Here is a 24,418-nt window from a genome sequence, read left to right on the forward strand (position 1 = left end):
GGCGGGCGCTGTGGCGTTGCGGGGTGTGCGGGGCTACTCGGGCTGGGTGACCGTGGCGCCCCAGTGGGTGGTGGGGGTCGAGGCGGTCACCCAGGCTCCGAAGCCGCCCTTCAGGCCCGTGCCGAGGGGGACGGTGACCCGGGCCGGGCCGGTCTCCGGGCAGTCGACCGTGAAGGGGGCCGGGTCGCGGTCCGGGTGCTCGTCGAGGTGGAAGGCCACCTCGATGGTGCCGCCGCCTGCGCAGCCGAACGTGATGAACGTGTCCAGGTGCGGGGAGAGGCCGCCCGAGACGAAGCCGCTGGAGCCGGCCTGGTCGGCGATCCAGATCAGGCCGTCGGGGCCCGGGTAGCCGATGATCTCGTCCGTCGGCGCGGCCTGGGCCGGGCTCGCCGCCAGGATCAGGGCGAGGGCCGGGGCCAGGGCCGCCAGGGCGGTCGCGCGCTTCTTCATGTCGTCCCCCAGGTTGTCGTGTCGTCCGTTCGTCGTACGGTCGAGACGCTATCCAGTGCCACTGACATCCGCCTGAGTACGCGTACCCACCCGCGCCGACGGGCCCGGGGCCGCTTCACTCGTGCAGGTGACCCGTGCCGACCGGCACCGTGGGGGCGGAGTGGGCCGGACGGGCCAACTCTGCTCGGGGTGAGCGCAGTTCACGGGCCCGGAGTCTGGTACCCATCTGGATCATGGTCCCCATCCGAACCCTGCTGAGCGGCCTGCTCGGCGCCGCCCTGCTGATTCCCGTCCATCCCTCCACCGCCGCGGATGGCGGCCGGATCGTCGAGTACCGCGGGATGCGGGTCGCCGTGCCCGGGGACTGGCGGGTCGTCGACCTGGAGCGCAGTCCCGACGCGTGTCTGCGGCTGGACCTGCCGACCCTGTACCTCGGGCCCGCGGGCACGCAGGGCCGGTGCAGCGGCCGGGCCGTGCAGCGACGGGCCGACACCCTGCACCTGGAGCCGCTGGAGGGGGCCCCGGCGCGGGCCGACGTCCCGACCCTGACGGTCGACGGGGCCGGCGCGATCCCCGAGGCGGAGGGGGACAGCCACGAGGTGCGGTACGCCCTGCGCGGGTCCGGGGTGATGGCCACCGTCTCGTACGGGGGCGCCTCCGACGCCGTACGGGACATGCTCGCGCGGGCCGGAGGCAGGGCCGCGGGCCGCGGCCCCTCCGCCGATTCCGCATCGGCCGCCGCCGGTCCCAAGCCCGTACGGGCCCAGCAGCCCCTCACCGGAGCCGGCTTCGACACCTGCACCGCCCCGACGCAGGACGCCATGGACGGATGGCGGTCCGGATCCTCCTTCGGCGCCGTCGGCATCTACATCGGCGGCCGCGCCCGCGCCTGCGCCCAGCCCCGGCTCACCGCCGGCTGGGTCCGGCGGCAGGCGGAGGCGGGCTGGCACCTGATGCCGCTCTGGGTCGGCCCGCAGCCCTGGAACAACCCCGTCACCGGCCTGTCCACCGACCCCTCCCGGGCGAACCAGGAGGGCATCGAGGCCGCCGAGGGCGCCGTCCGGGCGGCCCGGTCCCTGGGCCTGGCCGAGGGCACGGTGCTCTACAACGACCTGGAGAACTACACGGACCGCACCACCTGGGACCCGCCGGCCGTCGCGTACCTCACCGCCTGGACGGTACGGCTGCACGAGCTCGGCTACCGCGCCGGTGCGTACGTCGCGGCGAGCTCCGGTGCCAAGGCCCTGAACGACCACCACGACCAGGCCCCGGAAGCCATGCCCGACGTGCTGTGGGTCGCCTCCTGGAACGGCAAGGCCTCGGTCGCCGACGCCGACACGGGCCTGCCGGCCGGCACGCACCGCTGGGCCGGCCGCCGCCGCGCCCACCAGTACCGCGGCGACCACGACGCCACGTACGCCGGGGTGACCCTCACCATCGACCGCAGCTGGGTGGACGTGAACCCGCCCCTCCTCGGCGCGGCCCGCGGCACGTCCCTCTAGGGGGCGTCCTGCCGATCAGGCCGGGGTGTCCGTGGTGTGTGCGGGCGGGTCCTCGCGGGGTGGTTCGTCGTCGTTGCCGCGGCGCAGGGTGCGCAGGCCGTGGGACGGGGTCCAGGTGCGGACCACGAGGTCGTCGCCGTCGATGCCGATGTGCACCACCTCCGTCAGGTCCGCGTGGAAGAGGTGGAAGGGGTGCGGGGTCTCCGTCTCCTCCGCGTACCGGTGCAGCTCGGGCGGGTCCAGCAGCTCGATCGCGCGCCCGGAGATCCGTACGTCCCCGTCCGGCATCTCCTCGCCCTCGCCGGGGTTGGTGTGCAGGGCGAAGCGCGGGTCGCGCTGGAGGTCCTTGGCCTTCATCGAGTCCGGCATCATCCCGAGCCACAGCTCGCCGCCGCGGATGTCGACGTTCAGCCCGGTCAGCCGCGGGGAGCCGTCCTTGCGGAGCGTGCCGAGGACGTGGTGCGGGTACTGCGCGAAGCGGGCCCGGACGGCCGCCGCGAATTCCGGTTCCTGATCCTCGAACAGTGCCCAGTTGTTGATGGTCGTCATACGTCCATCAAAGCGCGTGGCACCGGCGGTCGCCGTTCAGGCGCGCACGATGCCCGCCGCGCGGGCCGCCTCCAGCCAGGACGGGAACTCCATGACCAGGCGGTCGAACAGCACCGGGTCCGGGACCTCCCGCGGGTCCGGGCCGGCGTGGAAGTAGCCCGCGTTGTCCACCACCCGCCGCTGCGGCACGGGCAGTTCGTCCAGCCGTCGCAGGAAGTCGAACTGCGAGCTGTGCGTCCGGCCGAAGCCGACGAACTGCCAGAACAGCGGGAGCCGGGCCGCCTTGCACAGGTACCGCTCCGCCGCGGGCTTGTTGACCGGACCGCCGTCCGTCTGGAAGACGACCAGCGCCGGATCGCCCGCCCCGGAGTCCAGGTAGTGGTCGATCACGGCGTCCATCGCCGCTTCGTACGAGGTCTTGCCCATGTGGCCCAGGCGGGAGGCGATCTCCGCGATCCGCCCCCGGTGCCCGGCGAGCGCGATCTCCTCCACCGCGTCGACCTCGGTCGAGAAGAACACCGCCGGTACGCGGCCGTCGTCGTCGAGGTGGGCGGAGAGGCCCAGTACCCGGTCGGCGAAGGCCTGGACCGTGCCGTCCCGGTAGTACGGGCGCATCGATCCCGAGTGGTCCAGCACCAGGTACACCGCGGCGCGCACGCCGTCCAGGCCGTGCTTGCGCAGCGAGATCCCGGCGCTCTTGTAGAGGCTCACGAGCGCCGGAGCGGTCGCTTCCATCGTGCGGAGGTCGATCGCGCTGCCCGTCATGGCCCGAGGGTACGTCAACTCCGGTTGGCGGTACGTCCCTTCCTTCCTCCGCATGTGACTGATAGGGGTATTCCTAATAGGCCTATTGCAGGGGGTGGGCGGGTGGTCTCGCTGGACGGGAAGGTCGTCGTCATCACGGGCGCCGCGCGCGGGCAGGGAGCGGCCGGGGCCCGGCTGTGTGCGCAGGCCGGTGCGCGGGTGGTCGTCACGGACGTACGGGAAGAGGAGGGCCGGGCGGTCGCCGCCTCGCTCGGGGACCAGGGGCTGTACGTACGGCACGACGTGGCCGAGGCGGGCGGCTGGGCCGAGGTCGTGCGGGAGGCCGTACGTGCCTTCGGCACGATATCGGCGCTGGTCAACAACGCGGCGCTGTGGCGCACGGCCCACGTGGAGCGGCAGCGGCCCGAGGAGTTCGAGGCATTGCTGCGGGTGAACCTGCTGGGGCCGTTCCTCGGCATCCAGGCCGTGGCGCCGGTGCTGAGGGCGGCCGGGGGCGGCTCGATCGTGAACGTCTCCTCCACGGCCGGACTCGTCGGCATCCCCGGCCACGCGGCCTACGGATCCACCAAGTTCGGGCTGCGCGGGCTGACCCGGTCGGCCGCGCTGGACCTGGCGGGGGACCGGATCCGGGTCAACTCGGTGCATCCGGGGGCGATCGACACGCCGATGGTGTCGGCGGTCGCCGGGCAGGACTGGTCGCACGTGCCGCTGGGGCGGATGGGGCGGCCGGAAGAGGTGGGGGAGCTGGTGCTGTTCCTGTGCTCGGACGCCTCCTCGTACGTGACGGGCACGGAGTTCGCGGTGGACGGGGGGATGACGGCGCGATGAGTGACGCGTTGTCCCCCGGGGCCCGGGCCCTGTGCGATGCGATGGCGGCGGCGTTCCCGGGGCCGGGGGACGTGACGGCCCTCAGGGCGGCGGCGGTGGGCGGCCGGTCGGCGGGACCGGAGGTGGCCTCGGTCCGCGACGGCGAGGCGGACGGGGTCCCGGTCCGGGTCTACGACCCCGCGCCGGGCTCCGTGGACCGCCCGCTGGTGGTGTTCTTCCACGGCGGCGGCTGGGTGATGTGCGGGCTCGGCACGCACGACGCGACGTGCCGGGCGCTGGCCGCGGCGTCGGGCACGGTGGTGGTCTCCGCCGGCTACCGCCTCGCCCCCGAACACCCCTGGCCGGCGGCCGCGGACGACGCGCTGACCGTCCTGCTGTGGGCGAGGGAGCAGGCGGCCGGACTGGGCTGCGATCCGGGCCGGGTGGTGGTGGCGGGGGACTCCAGCGGGGGCAACCTGGCGGCGGTGACCGCGCTGCGGGCGCCGGAGCCGGTGGCGGGCCAACTGCTGGTGTACCCGCCGCTGGACGCGGCCATGGCGACGCGGTCCACCCGTGCGTACGGGGAGGGCCACTTCCACACCGCGGCCCACATGGCCTGGTACTGGGAGCAGTACGGCGGCGACCCCGGGCACCCCCACGTCTCGCCGCTGCGCGCCCCCGACCTGTCGGGGCTGCCGCGCACGCTGCTGGTGCTGGCGGACTGCGATCCGCTGCGGGACGAGGGCCTGGCGTACGCGCGCCGGCTGGGCGCCGCGGGGGTCGAGTGCGCGGTCCACCTCTACCCGGGGGTCTTCCACGGGTTCCTTGGCCTCCCGCTCCCGGCCGGCCGTACGGCCCTGGCGGCCGCCGCGGCCTGGCTGCGTGGCTTTGCGGACGCCCCCTAGGAGGTGCCCGGCCCCGCGTGAGCGGCCGGGCTCCGCAGGGTCAGCTCCCGTTCGGCGACGGCCCGGAAGCCTTGGGGCGGGCGGCCGGTGAGGCGCTCGACGGTGTCGGTCGTACGGTCCTCCGCTCCCTCGGCGATGGCGCGGTCCATGCCGGCCAGCATCGCGGCGAACTCCGGGGGGATGGCTGCGGCCAGCCGCTCCCGCAGGGCGTCGTACGTCAGCCGGCGGTGGACCACCCGGCGGCCGGTGACCTCGGTGAGGATCGAGGCGACGTCGTCGTGGCTGAGCGCTTGCGGGCCGGTGAGGACCAGGTCGGTGCCGGGTGCGCGGTCGTCGGTGAGGGCCCGTACGGCGACGGCGGCGATGTCGTCGGCGTCGACGAAGCCGACCCGGCCCGTCCCGGCCGCGGTCAGGATGGTCCCGTCGGCGCGGATGCCGTCGGCGTGGGCGTGCGTGCCCGTGAAGTTCTGCATGAACCAGGAGGGGCGCAGGACCGCCCACTCCTCGAACAGGCCCGGCAGGGCCTGGTGCACCGCCCCCACCGCCGGGCCGCCCGCGGGGATGGCCGAGGAGCTGAGGAGTACGGCGCGGCGTACGCCGCCGGCGCGGGCCCGCTCCAGGAAGGGCAGCATGACGGCGGCCGGATCGGGGTCGCCGACGGGCGGGACCAGGTAGACGCGGTCGGCGCCGGCGAGGGCCTCGCCGTGCGTGGCGGGGTCGTACCAGTCGAAGCGGACCGGCTCGGCGCCCGGGAGCGGGGTCGCGGTGCGCCCGGCCGCCTTCACGCGCCGGCCTGCGGCGATCAGCTGCGCGGTGGTGCGGCTGCCGGTGGTCCCGGTGGCGCCGGTGACGAGGATGGTGCCGGGGGCGGTACCGGGCACGGTGGTGGCGGGCATCAGGCGGCGCTCCGGGTGCCGGCCGTGCCGGCCGCGGAGAAGTACAGCCCCGGTTCGCGGACGGAGAGGGGGTTCCAGTAGTCGCGGTAGGAGACGAACCGCCCGTCCTGGACGGTCACGACCGCGATGTACGTCATGTCGAAGGGGCTCCCGGTCGCGACGACGCGGCCCACGCCGCGCATCTCGGCCACGATCGTCGCGGGGTCGGTGGTCTCGTGGATGCGCAGGTCGGGGAAGTCGTGCAGGTCGATGTGGTCGGGGTAGTCGCGCATGTACGCGGCGATCGCCGCCCGCCCCTCCAGGCGCCCGGGCCAGCCGGGGGGAGCGAACGGGAACTCCATGGCGCCGTGTTCGGACCACAGGCCGACCCAGGAGGCGATGTCCTTGTCGAGGAGCAGGCGCAGGCCGTGGCGGTAGAGCTCCGCGGGGGAGGAGGGAGCGGGCACCGGCGGGGGTGAGGTGCTTTCGGGCATGGCGGCTCTCCGTTCGCGCTTATGCGGACCGATGGTCCGTTTCTCTTGCCCGAAGATACGGACCGCCGGTCCGGATTGCAACCGGAAGGGGTGTCGGCGTCCGGAGCCGGCGGGCATGATGTGCTCATGTCGATGTTGCCCCGCAACCTGCTCGTCCTGGCGGTGGAGTTCGGCGCCGCGCTGCTGCTGCGCGAGCCGGACGCCCCGTGGATCCCGGTGCTGCTGGCCGTCTTCGTCGTCGGTTCGGGCGTCCTGCACGGCACGGACGCCGAGTTCACACCCCGCTTCCTCGTCGCACTGGTCGCGGTGGGCGTCGCGGAACTGGGCGGCAGGGCCTGGGCATCGCCGGACGCCCTCCGGACGGCCGGGACCGGGGCGGCGATCCTGCTGGCCGTCCAGACGCTGATCCTGGTCCGCTACTCCCTGCGGCGCCCCGGCCGCCGCCCCGCCTGAGCGAAACCCGCTGGTCGGCAGCGTGTTGCCGGGTCTAGGGTCGGGCCTCATGTCCACGACGACCCCGAACGCGAACACCACCACGCTGTGGCGTCCGACGGGCCCCGTCGAGCTCGACCTCGTCGCCGCGCTCGACTGGCGGGCCTGGCCGCCGCGGCTGCCCGAGCAGCCGATCTTCTACCCCGTCCTCAACGAGGACTACGCGATCCGCATCGCCCGCGACTGGAACGTCAAGCACGACGGAGCCGGCTTCGTGACGCGCTTCGAGGTGGACACCGGGTTCCTGGCCCGGTACCCGGTCCGCCGCGCGGGCGGGGAGACGATCCTGGAACTGTGGGTGCCGGCGGAGGAGCTGGACGAGTTCAACGCGCACATCGTCGGCCGGATCGAGGTCGTACGCGAGTACCGCTGAACCGGGCGCCGGGCGCCGGGCGCCGGGTGCCGGGTGCCGGGTGCGGAACCGGGCGGCGGGCCGGGCGCCGCGCCGTACGCCGGAGCGGGTCGCCCGGACCGGCCGTGATCGAAAACAATGACGGTATGACTTCCGCGCCCGCGCCCCGCATCCGTGCCCGGTCCTTCGACGCCGCCGCCGCGCAGTACTCGGCCAGCCGGCCCGGGTATCCCGGAGAGCTGTTCGACGCCCTCGAAACGCTCGCCGGGCGGGGGCTGCGCGGCGCCAGGGTGGCCGACGTGGGGGCCGGGACCGGGATCGCCACCGGGCTGCTGCGCGCCCGCGGGGCGGAGGTCGTCGCCGTCGAGCCCGGCGACGGCATGGCCGCCGAGTTCCGGCGGGCGCACCCGGGGATCCCGCTCGTGCGCGGGGACGGCGACCGGCTGCCGCTCGTCACCGCCGGGTTCGACTTCCTCACGTACGCCCAGGCCTGGCACTGGACCGACCCCGCCCGCTCGCTCCCCGAGGCCCGCCGCGTGCTGCGACCCGGCGGCGCGCTCGCGCTCTGGTGGAACGACACGGACTGCGCCGTCCCCTGGATCGCCGAGCAGGACGAGCGGATCCGGACCCTCTTCGAAGCCGACGAGCCCGCCACCCGTCGCGCCCTGCCGCCCGGGCCGGCGTTCACCACGCGCGAGGTCCGCTGGGCGCGCCGGATCCCGCTCGAGGTCCACCTCGCCAACCTCGCCAGCCACTCCGCCTTCCTGATGCTCGGGCCGGCCGGCACGCAGGAGTTCGTCGACGCGGAACGGGCCCGGCTGACCGCCCTGTTCCCGGACGGGACGGTCGAGGAGCGCTACGTCGTCACCCTCGGCGTGGCCCTCGTATGAGCCCCGCCCCCGCCCCAGCCCCCGCCCACCGCTACCCCTCGCGCTCCCCGAGCACCGCCGCCCGGCACGCCGACGGCGAGCCCCACGCATCGCGCAGCGGCCGCGCCTTGCGCAGCCACAGGGAGAGGTCGAGCTCCTCCGTGTAGCCGACGGCCCCGTGGAGCTGCAGCGCCGTCATGGCCGCCGCGTACGCCGCCTCGCCCGCCGCCAGCTTCGCCGCCGCGACCTCCCACGGCGTCAGGCCCAGCGCCGCCGCCCACACCAGCGGCCGGGCGAACTCCAGGGCCAGCAGCGTGTCCGCCAGCCGGTGCTTCACCGCCTGGAAGCCGCCGATCGGCGTCCCGAACTGCGTGCGCTGCTTCGCGTACCGCACCGTGCTCGCCAGCAGTGCCTCGCCCACCCCCAGGCACTGCGCCGCCGTCAGCAGCCGCGCCCAGCCCAGGGCCGTCCCCGCCGCCGCGAGGACCCGGGGGCCGGCCGCCAGCGGCTCCCCGTCCGGCGCGGGCCGGGACAGCCGCCGCGCCGGGTCCGTGGACCGCAGCGGCCCGCCCTCCCCGGCCCCCGCGAGCCGCAGCCCGCCCGCCGCCGAGACGGTGAAGCAGTACGCCGCCGCGTCCGCGTCGAGGGCGTACGGACCGCCGCCCGGCAGGGTCAGCGTGGCCAGGGCCTCGCCCGCGACCAGACCCGGCAGGAAACGCTTCGCCGGCCCCTCCTCCCCGAGCCGCGCCAGCTCCGACAGCAGCACGGCCGCCGCGGCCGTCTCCACCACCGGTCCCGGCACCCCCGCCCGCCCCAGCTCCACGAAGCCGAGCGCCAGCTCCACCGGCAGCAGTCCCGCCCCGTCATGGGCCTCGTCCGCCGCGAGCGCGAACAGCCCCGTCCCCGCGAGCCGCGACCACAGCGCCCGCCCCGGCCCGTGGTCCCCCGCGCCCCAGGCCCGTACGGCCGCCGGGACCTCCGAGGCGCCGAGCAGGCCGTGCAGCGCACGGGCGAAGTCCGACTGTTCGCCGGTCGGCAGGAAGCGCATCAGCGGCGGCCCTTCGGGAGGCCGAGCAGCCGCTCGGCGATGATGTCGCGCTGGATCTCGTTCGTGCCCGCGTAGATCGGCCCGGCCAGCGAGAAGACCCAGGGCTCCGCCCACGCGCCGTCCGCCAGCTCCGCGTCCGGGCCCAGCAGGTCCAGCGCCGTCTCGTGCAGGGCGATGTCGTACTCCGACCAGAACACCTTGTTCAGGCTGGACTCGGCGCCGATCCGCTCTCCCGCCGCGAACCGCGAGGCCGCGGCCCAGGTGAACAGCTCGTACGCGCGCGCCCCGACCACCGCGTCCGCCACCTTGTCCCGCACCGCGGTGTCCGCCGGATCCCCCTCGGCCCGCCACAGCGCGCGCAGCCGGTCCGCCGCCGCCAGGAACCGGCCCGGCGAGCGCAGCGTCAGCCCGCGCTCGTTGCCCGTCGTCGACATGGCGATCCGCCAGCCCTGGCCCGGCTCCCCGATCACGTCCGCGTCCGGTACGAAGACCTCGTCCAGGAACAGCTCCGCGAAGGCGGGCTTCCCGTCGAGCCGGCCGATGGGCCGCACCGTCACCCCCGGCGCCCGCAGGTCGAACATCAGGTACGTCAGCCCCTGGTGCGGTTTCGGAGCCTGCGGATCCGTCCGGAAGATGCCGAAGGCCCGGTCCGCGAAGGCCGCCCGCGAGGACCAGGTCTTCTGCCCGGACAGCAGCCAGCCGCCCCCGGTGCGCACCGCCCGCGAGCGCAGCGAGGCCAGGTCGGAGCCCGACTCCGGCTCCGACCAGGCCTGCGCCCAGACCACCTCGCCGCTCGCCATCGGCGGCAGCACCCGCGCCCGCTGCTCGGGGCTGCCGTGGTCGAAGAGGGTCGGCGCGAGGAGGCTGATGCCGTTCTGCGAGACCCGGCCGGGCGCGCCCGCCGCCCAGTACTCCTCCTCGAAGACCAGCCACCGCTCGATGTCCACGCCCCGGCCCCCGTACTCGGCGGGCCAGGACACCGCCGACCAGCGGTCCGCGTGCAGCCGGGCCTCCCACGCGCGGTGCGCGGCGAAGCCCTCCGCGGTCTCCAGGGAGGGGAGGGGGGAGTCCGGGACGTGTGCGGCGAGCCAGGCGCGGGCCTCGGCCCGGAAGGCGGCCACCTCCGGTGCATGGGTCAGGTCCATCAGATGTCCGCCTCCGTCGCACGGGCCCGCTCGACACTTCCCTAACAAGTGTTTGGTAGGTTAACGTACGGCCATGAGCATGAACACCCCCAACGCCCCCGACTACGTGCCGGGTCACGGGCTGCTCCAAGGCCGTACGGCCGTCATCACCGCCGCCGCCGGAGCCGGGATCGGCGGGGCCACCGCCCGCCGCTTCCTGGAGGAGGGCGCCCGCATCCTCATCGGCGACGCGCACGCCCGCCGCCTGAAGGAGACCGAACAGGCCCTCGCCGCCGAGTTCGGCGCCGGCCGCGTCACCTCACTGCCCTGCGACGTCACCGACGAGGACCAGGTCGAGGCCCTGTTCACGCTCGCCGAGCAGACCCACGGCGGCCTGGACGTCGTCGTCAACAACGCCGGCCTCGGCGGCACCGCCGCCCTCGTCGACATGAGCGACGAACAGTGGGGCAAGGTCCTCGACGTCACCCTGAACGGCACCTTCCGCTGCACCCGCGCCGCCCTGCGCTCCTTCAAGGCGTCCGGCCGGGGCGGGGTCGTCGTCAACAACGCCTCCGTCGTCGGCTGGCGCGCCCAGACCGGCCAGGCCCACTACGCCGCCGCCAAGGCCGGGGTGATGGCGCTGACCCGCTGCGCCGCGCTGGAGGCGGCCGGGTTCGGCGTACGGGTCAACGCGGTCGCCCCGAGCCTGGCCATGCACCCGCACCTGGTGAAGGTCACCAGCGAGGAGCTGCTGACCGAGCTGACGGCGCGCGAGGCCTTCGGCCGGTACGCCGAGCCGTGGGAGGTCGCCAACGTCATCGTCTTCCTGGCCAGCGGCTACTCGTCGTACATGACGGGCGAGACCGTCTCGGTCAGCAGCCAGCACCCGTAGCCCCAGAATGGGCCCGTGCCAACGAACAAGCCGAAAGTCACACCGCCCGCCAAGAGGCCCCAGGTGAGCGCTTCGCCCGAGCGCCGTCGCGAGCTCCTCGACACCGCCGCCGAGGTCTTCGCCGCGCAGGGGTACAACGCCACCACCGTCCGCAAGATCGCCGACGCCGCCGGCATGCTCGCCGGCAGCCTCTACTACCACTTCGATTCCAAGGAATCGATGCTCGACGAGATCCTCTCGGCCTTCCTGACCGAGCTGTGGCAGGGCTACGACACCGTCCTCGCCGCCGGCCTCGGCCCCCGGGAGACCATCGAGGCGCTCGTCACCGAGTCCTTCCGGGAGATCGACCGGCACCGCGCCGCCGTCGCGATCTACCAGAAGGAATCCCGGCACCTGTCCGCGCAGCCCCGCTTCCACTACCTCTCCGACTCTCAGCAGAAGTTCGAGAAGGCCTGGCTGGGGACGCTGGAGCGCGGGGTCGCCGCCAAGGTCTTCCGGGCCGACCTCGACATCCGCCTCACCTACCGCTTCGTGCGCGACACGGTGTGGGTGGCTGCGTCCTGGTACCGGCCGGGAGGACAGCACAGCCCCGAGGAGATCGCCCGCCAGTACCTGTCGATGGTGTTGGACGGGATCGCCGTACGCAGCTGACCCCCGAAGGAGCACCCGCCATGCCCGAGGCCTACATAGTCGATGCCGTACGCACCCCCGTGGGCCGGCGCGGAGGGGGCCTGTCGGGCGTCCACCCGGCCGACCTGGGCGCGCACGTCCTGAAGGCGCTGGTCGAGCGGTCCGGGGTGGACCCGGCCGCCGTCGAGGACGTGGTCTTCGGCTGCCTGGACACGGTGGGCCCGCAGGCGGGGGACATCGCGCGCACGGCCTGGCTGGCGGCGGGGCTGCCGGAGGAGGTGCCGGGGGTCACGGTCGACCGCCAGTGCGGCTCCTCGCAGCAGGCCGTCCACTTCGCGGCGCAGGGGGTGCTCTCCGGGACGCAGGACCTGGTCGTCGCGGGCGGGACCCAGAACATGTCGATGATCCCGATCGCCTTCGCCTCGCGGCAGGCGGCGGAGCCGCTCGGCCTCACGCAGGGCCCGTACGCGGGCAGCGAGGGCTGGCGGGCCCGGTACGGGGACGCGCCGGTGAACCAGTTCCACGGCGCGCAGCTCATCGCGCGCAAGTGGGGGATCTCGCGCCGCGACATGGAGGAATTCGCGCTCCGCTCGCACCGGAGGGCGATCCGGGCCCTCGGCGAGGGACGCTTCGCGCGCGAGACGGTGGCGTACGGGGACGTACGCGTCGACGAGGGCCCGCGCCGGGACACCACCCTGGAGAAGATGGCGGGCCTGAAGCCCGTGGTCGAGGGCGGCACGATCACCGCGGCCGTCTCCTCGCAGGTCTCCGACGGGGCCGCGGCCCTGCTGATCGCCTCCGAGCGGGCGGTGGCGGAGCACGGGCTGCGCCCGCGGGCCCGCATCCACCACCTGTCCGTACGGGGAGAGGACCCGATCCGGATGCTCTCGGCCCCGATCCCGGCCACCGCGCACGCCCTGAAGAAGACGGGCATGTCGCTGGACGACATCGACCTGGTGGAGATCAACGAGGCCTTCGCCCCGGTGGTCCTGGCCTGGCTGAAGGAGACGGGCGCCGACCCCGAACGGGTGAACGTCAACGGAGGGGCCATCGCGTTGGGCCATCCGCTGGGTGCCACGGGGGTGAAACTGATGACCACCCTGCTCCACGAACTGGAGCGCACGGGCGGCCGATTCGGCCTCCAGACCATGTGCGAGGGCGGCGGCCAGGCCAACGTCACGATCATCGAGAGGCTGTAGCCGCAAGGGATCCGGGGGTCCCGCCCCCGGATCTTCCCCGCCGGCGAGCAGGCGGGGCTGGGTGCCGGCGCGGAGGTGTGCTAGTTTGGTGAGCGTTGCAGTTGTGGTACCCATGAACTTTATGTGCGCCTGACGGGAATGTTCCTCAGGCGCTTTTATTGTTTTGCCGGACTCTCCGGATGGGGCCCTTTGCCGCCTATTCAGGAGATTTAAAATGGCACTTGGCACCGTGAAGTGGTTCAACTCGGAAAAGGGCTTCGGCTTCATCGAGCAGGACGGTGGCGGCCCGGACGTCTTCGCCCACTACTCGAACATCGCCACCCAGGGCTTCCGTGAGCTCACCGAGGGTCAGCGCGTCTCGTTCGACGTGACCCAGGGCCAGAAGGGCCCCCAGGCGGAGAACATCCTCCCCGCCTAATTGCTTCAGCTTGCCGGGGTCCGCACCGCAAGGTGCGGGCCCCGGCTTGTCTGCTGTTTCGCACCTTTGCTTTACCTTGCCGGTTTCAGGAGGGCTTTCTCGCATGACCAGCTCCAGCTCCGCACGACCCAGCCGCCGCCCCACCCGGGGTCGAGGTGCGGCCCAGGGACGTCCGAAGGCTGGCGCGGGACGGCAGAAGTCCGCCCCCGTCGCCAGGCCCCAAGAATTCACCATGCCCGAACCGCTGACCCCGGCGCTCGCCCCGGTCACCGCGTTCGAGGACATGGGCATGCCCGAGGCGCTGCTGAAGACCCTCGCCGCCCAGGGCGTCACCGAGCCGTTCCCGATCCAGGCCGCGACGCTGCCGAACTCGCTCGCCGGCCGTGACCTGCTCGGCCGCGGCCGCACCGGCTCCGGCAAGACGCTGGCCTTCGGCCTGGCGCTGCTGGCCCGTACCGCCGGCCGCCGCGCCCAGCCGAAGCAGCCGCTCGCGCTGGTCCTCGTACCGACCCGTGAGCTCGCGCAGCAGGTGACCGACGCCCTGGCCCCGTACGCCACGGCCGTCAACCTGCGCACCACGACCGTCGTCGGAGGCATGTCGATCAACCGGCAGTCCGGCGCCCTGCGCCGCGGCGCCGAGGTGCTCGTCGCCACCCCCGGCCGTCTGAAGGACCTCATCGACCGCGGCGACGCCGACCTCTCCCAGGTCGCGATCACCGTCCTCGACGAGGCCGACCAGATGACCGACATGGGCTTCATGCCGCAGGTCACCGCGCTGCTCAAGCAGGTCCAGCCCGAGGGCCAGACCATGCTGTTCTCGGCGACGCTCGACAAGAACATCGACAAGCTCGTCAAGATGTTCCTGCACGACCCGGTCGCCTTCTCCGTCGACCCGTCCGCCGGCGCGGTCAGCACGATGGAGCACCACGTCCTGTACGTCATGGACGAGACCGACAAGAAGGCCGTGGCGACGCGCATAGCCGCTCGCGACGGCCGGGTGATCATGTTCGTGGACACCAAGCGCGGTGTCGACCGCCTGGTCAAGAAGCTCCAGGCGGACGGCGTCCGCGCCTCCGGCCTGCACGGCGGCCGTTCGCAGCCGCAGCGCAACCGCACCCTGGACTGGTTCAAGACCGGCGAGGTCACCGCGCTGATCGCCACCAACGTGGCCGCGCGCGGCATCCACATCGACGACCTCGACCTGGTCGTCAACATCGACCCGCCGACCGACCACAAGGACTACCTGCACCGCGGCGGCCGTACCGCGCGCGCCGGCGAGTCCGGCAGCGTGGTCACCCTGGTCCTGCCCGACCAGAAGCGGGACATGTCCCGGCTGATGTCGGACGCCGGGATCTCCCCGCGCACCGCGCAGATCAAGTCCTCCGACGAGGAGCTGTCCCGGCTCACCGGCGCCAAGGAGCCCTCGGGCATCCCCGTGGTGCTGGAGGTGCCGCAGCAGCCGGCCCCCGCCGGCCGGCGCTCCGGCGGCCAGGGCGGTGGCGGCGGCCGTTCCGCGAACCCGCGCCGTCGTTCCGGCGGCCCCTCCGCCGCTCAGGGCGGCGCCGCGCCGGCCGGTGGCGGCGAGGGCCGTCCGCGTCGGGCCCGCTCCGCCGCGGGCCAGGGCGGCGGCGGCCAGAGCGGTGCGCGCGGCCAGGGCGGCCAGGGCGGTTCCCGCGGTCAGGGTGCCGGCGGCGGCCAGGGCGGCGCGCGGCGCCGCTCCGGCGGCGGGCGCCCCGCGGCGGGTCGCACCAGCTCCTGAGGCGGTCCCCCGCGGACCGACGAGCAGTCCCGTACGCCGGGCAGCGCGAAGTGCGCTGCCCGGCGTACTGCTGTCCGGGCGCCCTCCGGGCGGCCGGCGCCGGCGAAGACACCCCCTGGACACCCCCTAGCGGACCAGTTTCGTCTGGAGCTTCGCGAGCGTCCGCAGGTCCAGGCCGAGGCCGTCCGTGAGGTAGCCGTAGAAGTCGCCGTAGTCCGCGGCCATCTGCGCGGTGGCCGCGTCCAGGTAGTCCTGGCGGACCTCCTGGAGCGGGATCAGCAGATCCGGGTTCTGCATCCGCCCTGACTGCTTCAGACCCGCCCGCACCTGGGCGTCGTACGCGGCCCGGAAGGTGTTCGACGCGAGGTAGTCGCCGGCGGCCGTGGACTCGGGGACCGCCAGGGCGCGCAGCAGGACGTAACTCATCCAGCCGGTCCGGTCCTTGCCCGAGGTGCAGTGGTACAGGAGCGGGCCCTGGCCGCCGTCCGCGATCTCCCGCAGCGTCGTCGCGAACTGCGCCCGGTTCTCGGGGCCGGTCACGAAGGTGCGGTAGATGTCGCGCATGTAGGCCTCGGCGCGGCCGCCGCCGAGCATCTGCTCCTGCGTGGCGGGATCGCCGCTGGATATCGCGCCGAGGAGGGTCCCGTAGAGGCCGAGGTCGCTGACGGGGCGGGAGGTGGCGGTGAGCCCGGCGGGCAGCCGGTCGGCGCCGTCGTACTGGAGCTCCATGGGGATGCGGAAGTCGACGACCTTCCTCAGTCCGAGACCGGAGAGGGCGGTGACGTCCGCCGGGGTGAGCTTGCCGAGCGCGTCGGAGCGGTAGACCAGGCCCTGGCGGACCTGGCCGCCGGTCCAGGTCCGGTAGCCGCCCAGGTCGCGGACGTTGACCGCGCCCTGGAGGGGGATCTGGCGAATCGTTTCCGCCTGCTGGTGGTAGCGGCCGGCGGTGGTGGCGGGGGCGATGGTGCTGTGCGCCGGCGCGGCGTGTGCGGCGGCGGGCAGGGTCCCGATGGCGAGGGCGGACGCGAGCACCGCGATCGCCAGGCGGATTCGGGCACGGCTCATCTGGCTGCTCCTGCAACGGAGAAGGAGGGTCACCCTGGTGGTGGCAGGGCGTCGAGCGACTGCAGGTGTGCGAGCACACCGTGTGCCTCGGCCATGACGCGGGCGACGAGCTCCGCACAGGACGGGATGTCGTCGATCACCCCCGCGACCTGGCCCGATGCCATGACTCCGAGGTCCGTACGGCCCTCGACCATGGACGCCTTGAGGAGCATGGGGGTGTTCGCGGCGAGCAGGACCTGGCTCCAGGACAGCTCCTTGCCGTGCTTCATCGCCAGGCCGTCGCGCACCATCCGCGGCCAGGACAGCCCCGAGAGCCTGCGGAAGGCGGCCGCGTGCCGGACCGCCCGCGCCAGCGCCCGCGCACGGCCCGCCCGCTCCAGGGAGGCGACGAGCTCGGTCCGCAGCATCCGGTGCGGCAGCCCGTCCACGGCCGTCGTGACGGTGACGTCCTTGACCCCGGCGGCCAGGTAGCGGGCCTTGACCGCGTCGGGGACGGTGGAGTCCGAGGTCAGCAGGAAGCGGGTGCCCATGGCGATGCCCGCGGCCCCGTACGACAGGGCGGCCACCAGGCCGCGGCCGTCGTGGAAGCCGCCCGCCGCGACCACCGGGATGTCCACCGCGTCGACCACCTGGGGCAGCAGCACCGTCGTGGCCACGTCCCCGGTGTGCCCGCCGCCCTCGCCGCCCTGCACGATCACCGCGTCGGCGCCCCAGGCCGCGACCTTCTCGGCGTGCCGGCGCGCCCCGATCGAGGGGATCACCACCACGCCCGCGTCCTTGAGCCGGGCGATCAGCTCCTTCGAGGGGGCGAGCGCGAACGAGGCCACCCGTACGCCCTCGTCGATGATCAGCCGGACCCGCTCGGCGGCGTCCCCCGCGTCCGCGCGCAGGTTCACCCCGAACGGGGCGTCCGTACGGGACCTGACCTCGCGGACCGCCGCGCGCAGCTCGTCCACGGTCATCGTGGCCGAGGCCAGGATGCCGAGCGCGCCCGCGTTGGCCGCCCCCGAGACCAGGCGCGGGCCCGCGACCCAGCCCATGCCCGTCTGCACGATCGGATGCTCGACCCCGACCAGCTTCGTGAATGCCGTCTCCATCGCCTCAGGCCCGCACTTCCCGGTCGCGCAGCCCCTTCGGGTCGATCACCTCGCGGATCAGCCGCAGCTCCTCGGCGGTCGGCTCCCGCGTGTACGGGACCTCGCCGGTGACCGCGAGCGCGAACCCGGTGGCCGCCCGGACCTGTTCGACGGTGACGCCGGGATGGACGCGGGCCAGGCGCATCGAGTGGTCCTGGCCGGTGAAATCGAAGACGCCGAGATCGCTGACCACCCGGGGGAGCCGGTGGAAACGGGTCACCCCCGCCGCCCCGGCCCGGTCGTACCCCACCCCGCTCACCATGTCGACCCGCTCGACGAACACCCGCGGTGAATGCCTGGGGATCCAGTAACTGACCGGATTGTTCAGCGTGTTGACGGGCGCTCCGCGCACCCCGAGGAGCTGGCGGGCCGGCCGGGCCCAGTCGCCGATGCAGGAGATGTTCTGGTTGCCGAACCGGTCGATCTGGCTGGCGCCCATCATCACGTGCCGCCGCCCGCCGGTGACCATCGTGAGGTGGCGCCGGTACGGGAGCCAGCCCTCCGTCTCCCCGTCCAGCCCCACGAGCAGGGCTTCGCCGTCGGTCAGCAGGAGGTCGGGGGAGAAGGTCCGCTTCGCCAGTCGGGCCCCGAAGGACGGGATCAGGCCCATCGGGCTGGCGAGCACCTCCCCGTTGTCCCGCCAGGCCTCCGCGCAGGCGATCACGCAGTACTCCGCCCGGGAGACGCCCGTGGCCGTGCCGGCCGTGCCCGCCGTGTCCGCCGTGCCCTCTGTGCTCGATGCGCTCACCGCTGCTCCTCGTGCCAGGTCCGGACGGCCGACTGGTAGGCGTGCTCGCTGCCGCCGGAGAGGAAGCGGGCGGAGAACTCCGGCCAGGGGGTGGCCGCGTACAGCTTCTGGAAGGCCTCGTCGCGCCCGTAGTCGGGGGCGCAGGAGGTGAAGTGCGCGCCGTTCGGGGTCTCCACGACGCCCGTCACGGAGTGCCGGCTGACCAGCAGGGACTGCGGGGGCCCGGCCTTGGCGAGCTCGGCGGTCTCCACGAGCTGCTCGCAGGAGACGTACGCGGCGTCGGCGGCCTCGCAGAACAGGTCGTCGAAGTACGGGTCCGGGCCCAGGTACTGGGCGTTGCCGAGGCGGTCGGCCCGGTTCAGGTGGACGAGGGCGGCGTCCAGGCGCAGGGCGGGGACGGCGACGAACTCCTCGCCGTCGGCGTAGGGGGAGGTGACCGTCCGCAGCTCGGGATTGACCCGCATCACGTCGGAGCCGAGGCCGGCGCGGACGGGGAGGAAGGGGAGCCGGTTGGCGGCGGCGTGCAGGCCCCACATGAACATGGCCTCGTCGTACTCGGTGAGGGCGAGCGAGCCGCTCTCGCGGGCGGCCCGGAAGTGCGGCTCCAGCGGGATCGAGTCGAGGGTGGCGAAGGGGGCGATCAGCCGGCGGATCCGGCCGGCGGCCGCGAGGACGCCGACGTCGGGGCCGCCGTACGCGACCACGGTGAGATCGGTGATCTCGGAACGGAGCAGTGCCCGCACCAGGGCCATGGGCTTGCGCCGCGACCCCCAGCCGCCGATGCCGACGGTCATCCCGCTGCGCAGCCGCCCGACCACCTCTTCGGGGGTCATCGTCTTGTCGGTCATGAGCGCTCCTTTCCCGCGGTCGCTCCCGCCGCGGAGCCTTCCGCGGACCCTCCGAACGTGTCGCGGACCCGGTCCGCGACCCCGCTGAGATTGGCCTCGAAGGTGAACCCCTGCTCGAAGCGGTAGCTGCGCCGCACGTCGACGGGGTCGATCCCGTTGATGGCCGCCTTGGCCAGCCGGATCAGGTGGCCGTCCTTGCGCGCGATCTCGGCGGCCAGCTCCAGGGCCGCGTCCCTCAGCTCCGCGGGCGGCACCACCTTCCACACCGAGCCGTGCGCGTGCAGTTCGGCGGCGGTCGCCGTGCGGGAGGTGTAGTAGAGGGTCCGCATCAGGTGCTGCGGGACGAGCCGGGCCAGGTGGGTGGCGGCCCCCAGTGCGCCCCGGTCGAGCTCGGGGAGCCCGAAGGTCGCGTCCTCGCCGGCCACGATCGCGTCCGCGTTGCCGACGAGGCCGATGCCGCCGCCCAGGCAGAACCCGTGCACGGCCGCGACGACGGGCACCTCGCACTCGTACACGGCGGCGAAGGCCTCGTAGCAGCCGCGGTTGGCGCCGATGAGGGCGCCGTGGCCGGTGTCGCGCTGCATCTCCTTGATGTCGACGCCGGCGTTGAAGCCGCGGCCCTCGGCGGCCAGGACGACGCACCGGGTCCCGGGGTCGCGTCCGGCGGCGCGCAGGGCGTCGGCGAGCTCGTACCAGCCCCGTACGGGAAGGGCGTTGACGGGCGGGAAGTCGACCGTGACCAGTACGACGCCCTTGTCGGGGCTTGAGGTGGAGACACCCATGACAGGATCAGCTACCTTTCCACCAAACATTTGTTAGGTGAGGAAGGTAGCAGCCTATGGAGCTCGACGGGAGGGTTGTCGTCGTCACCGGCGGAACCCGCGGCGTCGGCGCCGGCATCGCCCGGTCGTTCCTCGAAGCGGGCGCGGAGGTCGTGGTGTGCGCCCGCCGCCCACCGCGGGAGCCGGTCGCGGCGGGCGGCCGTACGGCCTCGTTCGCCGCGCTGGACCTGCGCGATCCGGCCGCCGTCGAGGAGTTCTTCGGGTCGGTCGGGCGCCGGTACGGGCAGCTCGACTGCCTGGTCAACAACGCGGGCGGGACCCCGTACCGGCTGCTGGGGGAGGGCGAGGCGCAGCGGCACGCGCGGGTCGTCGAGCTGAACCTGCTCGCGCCGCTGACGGCCTCGCTGGCGGCGTACCCGCGCCTGCGCGAGACGCGCGGCTCGGTGGTGATGGTCGGCAGCGTCAGCGGGACCCGGCCATCGCCGGGAACGGCGGCGTACGGGGCGGCGAAGGCGGGACTGGAGAACCTGGCCCGGTCCATGGCCGTCGAGTGGGCCCCCGAGGTACGGGTGAACTCGCTGGTCCTGGGCATGGTGCGGACCGAGCTCTCGCATCTGCACTACGGGGACGAGGCGGGGATCGCGGCCGTGGGCGCGACGGTTCCGCTGGGCAGGCTGGCGGAGCCTTCGGACGTCGGGGCGGCGGCGGTGTTTCTCGCATCGGGCCGTGCGGGGTATGTGAGCGGGGCGAGCCTGCTCGTGCACGGGGGCGGGGAGCGCCCGGCATTTCTGGATGCGGCAACGGTCAACAAGGAGAGCTGAGATGGGACTTGCCGAGGGTCGAGTGGTCATCGTGACGGGCGCGGGGCGCGGGCTGGGCAGGGCCCACGCGCTGGCGTTCGCGGCCGAGGGGGCCAAGGTCGTGGTCAACGACCTCGGAGTGGGCCTGGACGGGCAGCCGGGGGAGGACAGCCCGGCCGGCCAGGTGGTCGCGGAGATCCGGGCGCACGGCGGCCAGGCCGTGGCGCACGGCAAGGACATCGCCTCCCCGGAAGGCGCGTCCTCCCTGGTCGGGGCCGCGCTGTCGGCGTTCGGCCGGCTGGACACGCTGGTCAACAACGCCGGGTTCCTGCGGGACCGGATGCTGGTGAACCTGGAGGAGGCGGACTGGGACGCGGTGATGCGGGTGCACCTGAAGGGGCACTTCCTGCCGCTGAAGTACGCGGCGGCGCACTGGCGGGCGGAGGCGAAGGCCGGCCGGACGGTGGCGGCGCGGGTGGTCAACACCTCGTCGGGGGCGGGCCTGCTGGGCTCGGTCGGTCAGGGCAACTACAGCGCGGCGAAGGCCGGCATCCTCGGCATGACGCTGGTCGCGGCGGCGGAGATGGGCCGGTACGGGGTCCAGGTCAACGCGATCGCCCCGGCCGCGCGCACCCGGATGACGGAGCAGACGTTCGCGGAGAGCATGGCGCGTCCGGGGCAGGGCGCCTTCGACGCGATGGCGCCGGAGAACGTCTCCCCGCTGGTGGTGTGGCTGGGCTCGGACGCCTCGGCGGGGGTCACGGGCAGGGTCTTCGAGGCGGAGGGGGGACGGATCACGGTGATGGAGGGCTGGCGCCCGGGCCCGACGGCGGACCGCGGAGCCCGCTGGACCCCGACGGAGGCGGGGGAGGCGGCGACGAAGCTCCTCGCGGAATCCGAGCCCCCGCACCCGGTCTACGGGGCGGAGTAGCCGGTCGCGGGGGTGTTCGCGGGCTCGGGGGCGCGCGTACGCTGCGGCGGTGGACAGTGACCCCCGCGCCGTTCGCGTGCGGATCGAGGCGGACGGGCTGCATCTGACGCGCTGCCGGGACGCGGAGGGCGTCTACTACGTGCTCCCCGGGGCGGATGCGGTGGACGCGGCGGACGCGGTGGCGGGTGCGGCGGCCGGCGCCACCGCCCTGCCGCTCGCCGAGGCCCTGCACGCCCGGATCCGTCCCGTCGGCTCCGCCGAGGCGGTGCTGCGCGGCTGGGCCCGGGGCGCCCCGCCCCCGTGCGTGGCGTTCGAGGACCCCGCGGCCCGCGAGCCCGTACGGGTCCGCGCCGGCGCGATCGTCATCCGCGACGGGCGGATCCTGCTGATCCACTTCACCGACGAGGCGTACTACGAGATCCCCGGCGGCGGCGTCGAGGCCGGCGAGAGCCCGCGGGCAGCCGCCGTACGGGAGTTGCGCGAGGAGTCCGGCCTGGCCGGCGCGGTCGTCGCCGAGGTCGCCCGGATCTGGAAGGCCGGCCGCCGCGAGCACTACTTCACGCTCGACGCCGAAGGCGCACTCGGCCCGCCCGAAACCCTCGACACCTACGGGGGCGTCCCGGTCTGGGTCCCCGTCGCGGACCTGCCGCGGACCCCGGTGTGGCCGCGCCGCCTGGCCTGGCGCATCGCCCACTGGCACCGGACCGGCTGGCCCGTCCGGCCCGCCGAACTGGCCGACTCCGTGGAGGACTTGACGGCGCCCTGCGACTGGTGACCGGGCCGGCCCCGACCGGGCCCCGCCCCTTCGCCGTGAGCGCCCCGACACGGGAACGGCCCCGGCCCCCTGGCGGGGGGGTCGGGGCCGGATCCTTCTCTCGTGCGATGGGATAGGACTACCCACGCCGACCGCGCTTTGAACCGCTCTCAGCCGGACAACTTGTCTCTCGTTCGCGCCGCCTCCGCCCGGCCCCGCCCCGGCCCCCGCCCGGCCCCTGGCCCGACCTCCGCCCGGCCCCGCCCCGGCCCCCGGTCAGGTGTCGCAGTCCAGCACCGTGCGGCACAGTCCGCACCGGGCGCGCACCGGCCCGCGCACGGGCAGCCGCAGCCGCTGCCCGCACACCGGGCACGGGAAGCTCACCCGCGCATTCCCCGCCGGGTCCGGCTCGAACCGGTACGGAGCCCCCGGCGCGGCGGCTCCCGCCCGCCGGTCCCGGGCGTAGCGGCGCCGCTCGCCCCGGTCCGCGGCCGCCAGGGGGGCCCGGCGCAGCTCCCGTTCGGCGAGCGCGCGGCCGCGCACGTACGCCTCGTACGCCTGCGGGCTGGTGAACCAGGCGGACAGGTCCTCGCCGAGCAGCAGGGCGCGCCGGGCGAGGACGTAGCCGAACTCCTCGGGGGTGAGGTAGCCGAGCTTCTGGTGGGTCAGCTCGTCCTCGCGGTAGGCGTCGAGGAGCAGCCAGCCCGTCCCGAGGTAGGCGGCGGCGGTGTCGGTGAGGATCTCGTTGTCGGCGGTGGCCGGGAAGCTCAGGTCCAGGCGGTGCAGCAGGACGTGCGTGACCTCGTGCGCGAGGGCGGCCGCCAGATCGCGGCGGTGGGTGCGGAAGCGGTCGTTGGCCTCGATGAAGTACTCGGGCCCCGAGGCCAGTTCGACGGTGGCGGCCTGCTCCATCGTCCGGAAGCAGACCACCATCCGGGCGTCGGGCAGGCGCAGCGCGCGCACGATCGCGGAGGCCACCCGGTGTGCGCCGAGGTGGAGGTCCTCTTCGGCCGGGAAGGCGGCGTCGGCGGGGGAGAAGCTCGTGCCGTACGTCCGGATCCCCTCGTACGAGAGCCGCCGGAACAGGGCGGTGATCGAGGCGCGGACGGTGTCGAGGTGCGGGAACCCGTGCTCGACGGGGCTGGTGCGGCGACCGTTGCGCTTCATGCCGGCCCCCGCACCGGGCACCGCCGGTCAGGTTGTCCGAAAACGCGTTCTTGATGTCCGGTGAGCGGCGGGTGTGACATGTACGTGTCATTCACCCGATGACGCGCACGGCCCAACCCCCCACGAAAGGCAGTGTGTCGACCATGTCCACCCTTGCCGCACTCCTCAAGCGCAGCCTCGCCGTCGGCGCGGTGGCGCTCGCCGCCGTCAGCCTCCAGCCCGGCGCGGCCAACGCCTCCCAGGCCCCCGTCGTCGGCGGCACCCGCGCCGCCCAGGGCGAGTTCCCCTTCATGGTCCGCCTCTCCATGGGCTGCGGCGGCGCCCTCTACACCCAGCAGATCGTCCTCACCGCCGCCCACTGCGTGAGCGGCTCCGGCAACAACACCTCCATCACCGCGACCGCCGGAGTCGTCGACCTCAACAGCTCCAGCGCCGTCAAGGTCAAGTCCACCAAGGTCCTCCAGGCCCCCGGCTACAACGGCAAGGGCAAGGACTGGGCCCTCATCAAGCTCGCCAAGCCGATCAACCTGCCCACCCTCAAGATCGCCGACACCAAGGCCTTCGACAACGGCACCTTCACCGTCGCCGGCTGGGGCGCCACCCGCGAGGGCGGCGGCCAGCAGCGGTACCTGATGAAGGCCACCGTGCCGTTCGTCTCCGACGCGAGCTGTCAGAGCGCGTACGGCAGCGACCTCGTCCCCGGCGAGGAGATCTGCGCCGGCCTGCCGCAGGGCGGCGTCGACACCTGCCAGGGCGACTCCGGCGGCCCGATGTTCCGCCGCGACAACAACAACGCCTGGATCCAGGTCGGCATAGTCAGCTGGGGCGAGGGCTGCGCCCGGCCCAACTTCCCCGGCGTCTACACCGAGGTCTCCACCTTCGCCACGGCCATCAAGAACGCGGCCGCGACCCTCTGAGCCCCGCGCTTCGTCCTTCCGGCCGAGTCGGTCCAGGCCGGAAGGACGAGGCGCCGGCCGCCGTACGTCCGTAAGGTCGGCCGCGGTGGCACGGGGCCGGCAGCCCGCCGGCCCGGCCCCGCCCGGTTGCGGGCCGGCGC

28 protein-coding genes are annotated in these 24,418 nt (G+C 74.1%); 15 read left to right on the forward strand and 13 right to left on the reverse strand.

Annotation, left to right across the window (positions count from 1 at the left end; genetic code table 11):
- Positions 1–33: 33 nt before the first annotated feature.
- Entirely contained in the window at positions 34–450 is a 417-nt protein-coding gene (locus ACFY1T_RS07720) for a hypothetical protein (protein WP_390787388.1), read from the reverse strand.
- 233 nt (positions 451–683) lie between these two features.
- On the opposite strand from ACFY1T_RS07720, the gene ACFY1T_RS07725 reads away from it, so the two are divergent.
- Positions 684–1,952 (forward strand): DUF1906 domain-containing protein, encoded by a 1,269-nt coding sequence (locus ACFY1T_RS07725; RefSeq protein WP_390787389.1) that lies wholly within the window; start codon positions 684–686, stop codon positions 1,950–1,952.
- Between the two features lie 15 nt (positions 1,953–1,967).
- On the opposite strand, the gene ACFY1T_RS07730 is transcribed toward ACFY1T_RS07725, so the two are convergent.
- Together ACFY1T_RS07730 and ACFY1T_RS07735 are read right to left on the reverse strand one after the other, a co-directional pair.
- A complete protein-coding gene (locus ACFY1T_RS07730; RefSeq protein ID WP_390787390.1) occupies positions 1,968–2,501 on the reverse strand; it encodes a pyridoxamine 5'-phosphate oxidase family protein in 534 nt (177 codons plus the stop codon).
- A gap of 36 nt (positions 2,502–2,537) precedes the next feature.
- Positions 2,538–3,266 (reverse strand): VWA domain-containing protein, encoded by a 729-nt coding sequence (locus ACFY1T_RS07735; RefSeq protein ID WP_390787391.1) that lies wholly within the window; start codon positions 3,264–3,266, stop codon positions 2,538–2,540.
- A gap of 102 nt (positions 3,267–3,368) precedes the next feature.
- On the opposite strand from ACFY1T_RS07735, the gene ACFY1T_RS07740 reads away from it, so the two are divergent.
- Positions 3,369–4,094, forward strand: coding sequence for a glucose 1-dehydrogenase (locus ACFY1T_RS07740; protein WP_390787392.1), 726 nt, complete (start codon positions 3,369–3,371; stop codon positions 4,092–4,094).
- On the forward strand, positions 4,091–4,978 hold the full coding sequence (locus tag ACFY1T_RS07745; RefSeq protein ID WP_390787393.1) for an alpha/beta hydrolase: 888 nt from the start codon (positions 4,091–4,093) through the stop codon (positions 4,976–4,978). Before ACFY1T_RS07740 ends, ACFY1T_RS07745 begins: the two co-directional genes overlap by 4 nt.
- Here the strand turns inward: ACFY1T_RS07745 and ACFY1T_RS07750 are convergent.
- Positions 4,975–5,874 (reverse strand): NAD(P)H-binding protein, encoded by a 900-nt coding sequence (locus tag ACFY1T_RS07750; RefSeq protein WP_390787394.1) that lies wholly within the window; start codon positions 5,872–5,874, stop codon positions 4,975–4,977. The genes ACFY1T_RS07745 and ACFY1T_RS07750 overlap by 4 nt on opposite strands.
- Entirely contained in the window at positions 5,874–6,320 is a 447-nt protein-coding gene (locus tag ACFY1T_RS07755) for a nuclear transport factor 2 family protein (RefSeq protein ID WP_390787443.1), read from the reverse strand. Before ACFY1T_RS07755 ends, ACFY1T_RS07750 begins: the two co-directional genes overlap by 1 nt.
- Positions 6,321–6,473: 153 nt before the next feature.
- Here ACFY1T_RS07755 and ACFY1T_RS07760 point away from each other — a divergent pair, with 153 nt between their 5' ends.
- The 3 genes from ACFY1T_RS07760 to ACFY1T_RS07770 all read left to right on the forward strand — a co-directional run bounded on the left by ACFY1T_RS07760 (position 6,474) and on the right by ACFY1T_RS07770 (position 8,081).
- Positions 6,474–6,800, forward strand: a complete 327-nt coding sequence (locus tag ACFY1T_RS07760; protein WP_390787395.1) for a hypothetical protein — start codon at positions 6,474–6,476, stop codon at positions 6,798–6,800.
- Positions 6,801–6,849: 49 nt separating this feature from the next.
- Complete coding sequence (locus ACFY1T_RS07765) at positions 6,850–7,212, forward strand: hypothetical protein (protein ID WP_390787396.1); 363 nt, start codon at positions 6,850–6,852, stop codon at positions 7,210–7,212.
- Between the two features lie 125 nt (positions 7,213–7,337).
- Entirely contained in the window at positions 7,338–8,081 is a 744-nt protein-coding gene (locus ACFY1T_RS07770; RefSeq protein WP_390787397.1) for a class I SAM-dependent methyltransferase, read from the forward strand.
- A 31-nt stretch (positions 8,082–8,112) separates the two neighbouring features.
- On the opposite strand, the gene ACFY1T_RS07775 is transcribed toward ACFY1T_RS07770, so the two are convergent.
- On the reverse strand, positions 8,113–9,108 hold the full coding sequence (locus tag ACFY1T_RS07775) for an acyl-CoA dehydrogenase family protein (protein WP_390787398.1): 996 nt from the start codon (positions 9,106–9,108) through the stop codon (positions 8,113–8,115).
- A complete protein-coding gene (locus ACFY1T_RS07780) occupies positions 9,108–10,253 on the reverse strand; it encodes an acyl-CoA dehydrogenase family protein (protein ID WP_390787399.1) in 1,146 nt (381 codons plus the stop codon). The genes ACFY1T_RS07775 and ACFY1T_RS07780 overlap by 1 nt, the downstream gene beginning before the upstream one ends.
- A gap of 79 nt (positions 10,254–10,332) precedes the next feature.
- Here ACFY1T_RS07780 and ACFY1T_RS07785 point away from each other — a divergent pair, with 79 nt between their 5' ends.
- The 5 genes from ACFY1T_RS07785 (at position 10,333) to ACFY1T_RS07805 (ending at position 15,130) form a co-directional block, all read left to right on the forward strand.
- Entirely contained in the window at positions 10,333–11,124 is a 792-nt protein-coding gene (locus ACFY1T_RS07785; protein ID WP_390787444.1) for an SDR family oxidoreductase, read from the forward strand.
- Between the two features lie 15 nt (positions 11,125–11,139).
- On the forward strand, positions 11,140–11,775 hold the full coding sequence (locus ACFY1T_RS07790; protein ID WP_390787400.1) for a TetR/AcrR family transcriptional regulator: 636 nt from the start codon (positions 11,140–11,142) through the stop codon (positions 11,773–11,775).
- 20 nt (positions 11,776–11,795) lie between these two features.
- A complete protein-coding gene (locus tag ACFY1T_RS07795) occupies positions 11,796–12,953 on the forward strand; it encodes an acetyl-CoA C-acetyltransferase (protein ID WP_390787401.1) in 1,158 nt (385 codons plus the stop codon).
- Positions 12,954–13,167: 214 nt separating this feature from the next.
- On the forward strand, positions 13,168–13,371 hold the full coding sequence (locus tag ACFY1T_RS07800) for a cold-shock protein (protein WP_008743912.1): 204 nt from the start codon (positions 13,168–13,170) through the stop codon (positions 13,369–13,371).
- Positions 13,372–13,474: 103 nt separating this feature from the next.
- On the forward strand, positions 13,475–15,130 hold the full coding sequence (locus tag ACFY1T_RS07805) for a DEAD/DEAH box helicase (protein ID WP_390787402.1): 1,656 nt from the start codon (positions 13,475–13,477) through the stop codon (positions 15,128–15,130).
- Between the two features lie 126 nt (positions 15,131–15,256).
- Here ACFY1T_RS07805 and ACFY1T_RS07810 read toward each other — a convergent pair whose 3' ends face one another.
- The 5 genes from ACFY1T_RS07810 to ACFY1T_RS07830 form a co-directional block, all read right to left on the reverse strand.
- Positions 15,257–16,195: a tyrosine-protein phosphatase gene (locus ACFY1T_RS07810; RefSeq protein WP_390787403.1), complete on the reverse strand. Its 939-nt coding sequence runs from the start codon at positions 16,193–16,195 to the stop codon at positions 15,257–15,259.
- A gap of 29 nt (positions 16,196–16,224) precedes the next feature.
- Positions 16,225–17,292, reverse strand: a complete 1,068-nt coding sequence (locus tag ACFY1T_RS07815; protein WP_390787404.1) for an NAD(P)H-dependent flavin oxidoreductase — start codon at positions 17,290–17,292, stop codon at positions 16,225–16,227.
- A gap of 4 nt (positions 17,293–17,296) precedes the next feature.
- A complete protein-coding gene (locus ACFY1T_RS07820; RefSeq protein ID WP_390787445.1) occupies positions 17,297–17,995 on the reverse strand; it encodes a CoA-transferase subunit beta in 699 nt (232 codons plus the stop codon).
- Positions 17,996–18,075: 80 nt separating this feature from the next.
- Positions 18,076–18,927 (reverse strand): CoA transferase subunit A, encoded by an 852-nt coding sequence (locus ACFY1T_RS07825; RefSeq protein ID WP_390787405.1) that lies wholly within the window; start codon positions 18,925–18,927, stop codon positions 18,076–18,078.
- Positions 18,924–19,709 (reverse strand): enoyl-CoA hydratase family protein, encoded by a 786-nt coding sequence (locus tag ACFY1T_RS07830; protein WP_390787406.1) that lies wholly within the window; start codon positions 19,707–19,709, stop codon positions 18,924–18,926. Before ACFY1T_RS07830 ends, ACFY1T_RS07825 begins: the two co-directional genes overlap by 4 nt.
- 56 nt (positions 19,710–19,765) lie before the next feature.
- Here ACFY1T_RS07830 and ACFY1T_RS07835 point away from each other — a divergent pair, with 56 nt between their 5' ends.
- From ACFY1T_RS07835 to ACFY1T_RS07845, 3 genes are read left to right on the forward strand one after another with little or no spacing between them, the layout of a single operon-like run.
- A complete protein-coding gene (locus ACFY1T_RS07835) occupies positions 19,766–20,530 on the forward strand; it encodes an SDR family oxidoreductase (RefSeq protein WP_390787407.1) in 765 nt (254 codons plus the stop codon).
- A gap of 1 nt (position 20,531) precedes the next feature.
- Positions 20,532–21,440 carry an SDR family oxidoreductase gene (locus tag ACFY1T_RS07840; protein ID WP_390787408.1) on the forward strand — a complete coding sequence of 303 codons (909 nt, stop codon included), beginning with the start codon at positions 20,532–20,534 and terminating at the stop codon, positions 21,438–21,440.
- Positions 21,441–21,489: 49 nt separating this feature from the next.
- The gene (locus tag ACFY1T_RS07845) at positions 21,490–22,215 is read left to right on the forward strand and encodes an NUDIX domain-containing protein (RefSeq protein ID WP_390787409.1); all 726 of its coding nucleotides are present in this window, start codon (positions 21,490–21,492) and stop codon (positions 22,213–22,215) included.
- Positions 22,216–22,470: 255 nt separating this feature from the next.
- Here the strand turns inward: ACFY1T_RS07845 and ACFY1T_RS07850 are convergent, their stop codons facing one another.
- Entirely contained in the window at positions 22,471–23,361 is an 891-nt protein-coding gene (locus tag ACFY1T_RS07850; RefSeq protein WP_390787410.1) for a hypothetical protein, read from the reverse strand.
- A gap of 143 nt (positions 23,362–23,504) precedes the next feature.
- Here ACFY1T_RS07850 and ACFY1T_RS07855 point away from each other — a divergent pair, with 143 nt between their 5' ends.
- A complete protein-coding gene (locus ACFY1T_RS07855) occupies positions 23,505–24,278 on the forward strand; it encodes a serine protease (protein ID WP_390787411.1) in 774 nt (257 codons plus the stop codon).
- Positions 24,279–24,418 lie beyond the last annotated feature (140 nt).

It is taken from the genome of Streptomyces sp. NPDC001194 (genome assembly GCF_042896985.1).
Lineage (GTDB): Bacteria > Actinomycetota > Actinomycetes > Streptomycetales > Streptomycetaceae > Streptomyces.